The organism is Streptomyces sp. NPDC057743, assembly GCF_042798755.1.
In the GTDB taxonomy this organism is placed as follows: Bacteria; Actinomycetota; Actinomycetes; order Streptomycetales; family Streptomycetaceae; genus Streptomyces.
In genome coordinates this window covers 1-2852 of the sequence record NZ_JBHVJX010000108.1, presented here as the reverse complement: position 1 = coordinate 2852, position 2852 = coordinate 1, and the positions used below count along the sequence as shown (strand labels likewise).

Below are 2852 nucleotides of genomic sequence, written 5' to 3'. Positions count from 1 at the left end.
TTGGGACGTGAGACATCCCGCTCAACAGTCCGAGAGCCTCGCCTGTTACGGGCCACCAACCATCCCCCGATCAGTGGCCGAGTTGAAGAAGTTCAATAAATCTTCCGCACGCACCCAAACGTGCGCAACAGCTCAGCCACCTGTATCGCTCAGGTAGAAGCGGTGCCGAAAAACCCGCTTCACGTGGGAAGTTGCCGTACCTCACAACCCAGCGGTGGCACATGCGAGAAATCAAACCTGCAGGTCAGAGCACGGCCTTTCACCCTGAAGGCGAAACCCCGCTGCTTGCCCTGCTCCGCAGAGTCCGCTTCCGCCCCTGCCCGAAGGCAGGGACATCCACGGAGGAGTCCGATGAACGCGACACCGTACCGCCCTCGCACAGCCCCGCCCCCCGAAGAACCCGTCACCCATCATGCGACTTACCTGCACGCCCGGCTGCACCTGCTGGAAGACCGGCTCCGGTTAGCCCTTGCCCCGGGCGGCGTCGCCGCAAAGGAATTCACCGCCCGCCACGACCAGATCGAGCAAAAAGCCGATGCCGCCGAGGCCGCAACCGGACCGCTGCGTCTGCGAGATCTGGCCCGCCGCCTAACCCTGTCCGAGGCCGACACCGATCTGCTGCTGCTCGCCCTCCTCCCACACTTGAGCCCCCTATTAGTCACCCGGCCCGCCCCCCACGACATCTCCTGGGCCACCCCCGCTCTCGCCCACACCCTGTGGAACACCGAAGAGCCCCACCCCGCCCTGCACCACCTCCTGGACGGCTCCAGTCCCCTGCTGGCCTGCGGCGCCCTTGCCCCCCTCCCCGACGACATCCCTCTGCCCCATCGCCCCCTGCGCGCCACCGACCACACCGTGGCCTACCTGCTGGGCTCCGACGCCTTGCCGCCCGATCTGGCGAACTGCGCCGCCTGGCACCCCTCCGCCCCGCCCCGCCCCCTCCGCCCAGCCGAGGCCACCACCGCCACCCACCTACGCACCGCCCTCACCACCCAGGCCCAGTTCCTCTACCTCAACGCCGACTGCTGCTGCGACACCGACGGCATCCTGGCCGCTGCCACCCAGCCCGCCCGGGCCCTGCGCGCCGACCCGGCCGCCCTCGCCCGCACCCCAGACCCCGACCGCGCCGCCCACCTCCTGCACAACCTGGCCCACCTGCACGGAGTCCCCCTCCTCCTGGGTCCCTTCAACACGCCCCAGACCACCTGGCCCACCCCCCTCACCCCCACCAGCGACGCCACAACAGGAACACCACCCCTGCTGGGCTGGGGCACCCAGCCCCGGCCACCCGGCACCACACCACCCCCGCTCCTGCTCACCGCCCCCGCTCCCAGCCACACCGACCGCCTCACCACCTGGCAACACATCCTGGAACACGCCGCCTACCCCCAAGCAACCGACCACGCCGCCCGCATGAGCGCCTACCGCCTCTCCCCCACCCACATCCACACCACCGTCACCACCGCCCTCGCCCACGCTCACGCCCACCACACCACCCCCGCCCTCCACCACCTGACCCACGCTGCCGCCCACCACAACGCCGACGGCCTGACCACTCTGGCCCGCCGCATCACCCCCACCGTCACCTGGAACGACCTCATCCTGCCCGACCCCACCACCGCCCAGATCAAAGACCTCACCCTCCGCGCCCGCCACCGCCACCGTGTCCTGGGCGAATGGGCCCTGCGCCCAGGACACGGCCGCGGCTGGGGGATCGCCGCCCTCCTGGCCGGCGAATCCGGCACCGGCAAAACCCTCGCCGCCGAAGTCATCGCCGCCGACCTGGGTATGGACCTCTACACCGTCAACCTCGCCACCGTCCTGGACAAATACATCGGCGAAACCGAAAAACACCTCGACGCCCTCTTCACCGAAGCCAGCGGCATCAACGGCATTCTCCTCTTCGACGAAGCCGACGCCGTATTCGGCAAACGCACCGAGACCAAAGACGCCCACGACCGCCACGCCAACACCCAGATCTCCTACCTCCTCCAACGCCTCGAAGCCTTCGACGGCTTCACCCTCCTCACTAGCAATCTCACCGGAAACATCGACACCGCCTTCACCCGCCGCCTCGACCACATCATCCACTTCCCCCTCCCCACCGAAACCGAACGCCTCGCCCTGTGGGACCTGTGTATCGGCCCCCACACCCCCCGCGCCCCCCACCTCGACCTCCCCTACATCGCCACCTCCTTCCCCTTGCCCGGCGGCTCCATCCGCAATGCCGCCACCAACGCCGCCTACCGCGCCGCCCACACCAACCGCCCCCTCAACACCGCCGACCTCATCACCGGCATCAAAATCGAATACCGCAAGACCGGCCGCCTCATCCACGACGACAGCACTGCCCAGTCAACTTGACCCAGCCCTCAAGGACTTCGTTGGCGGATTCGGTTGGTCAGGCTGCAAGTACCAGTCCGAACCCGGCGAATCAACTGATGTCAATCCCCTCGAACTATGGAGATTTTCTATAAAAAGCATCCATCTCCAAGGTGGAGTTGGCGCAATGGTCGTGCTCGTGGTCGAACGGACTCTGACTATTGAGACCGCCCGGCAGTAGGCGCGCTGGGTGGCCCAGAGGGCGCCCCGGGGACGGAGCGGGCACGAGTCTGGGTGAGCATGGAGTTCTCTACGCTCAGTGATCATCGGAGGGCTCGTGCCTGTCCTGCCATCATGCCTGCTCGAACCCCTATGGGACCAGTTCGCGGCGCTGCTTCCCGAGCACGTCGATACCCATCCACTGGGATGCCACAATGAACTTCTTCAACTCGGCCACTGATCGGGGGATGGTTGGTGGCCCGTAACAGGCGAGGCTCTCGGACTGTTGAGCGGGATGTCTCACGTCCCAA

Annotated in this window: 1 protein-coding gene and 1 pseudogene; both read left to right on the top strand. The window is 67.1% G+C overall.

All coding sequences use genetic code 11. From position 1 onward, the window contains the following. The first annotated feature begins 351 nt into the window (after positions 1-351). Positions 352-2364, top strand: coding sequence for an ATP-binding protein (locus tag ACFVFQ_RS38610; protein WP_383425387.1), 2013 nt, complete (start codon positions 352-354; stop codon positions 2362-2364). A gap of 295 nt (positions 2365-2659) precedes the next feature. Next, positions 2660-2758 (top strand): annotated as a pseudogene (locus ACFVFQ_RS38605) (IS5/IS1182 family transposase); the annotation flags it as partial. Positions 2759-2852 lie beyond the last annotated feature (94 nt).

What these genes read in the sequence shown, in the direction of transcription:
- ACFVFQ_RS38610 (WP_383425387.1), top strand. Translation starts at nt 352, where the DNA reads ATGAACGCGACACCGTACCGCCCTCGCACAGCCCCGCCCCCCGAAGAA.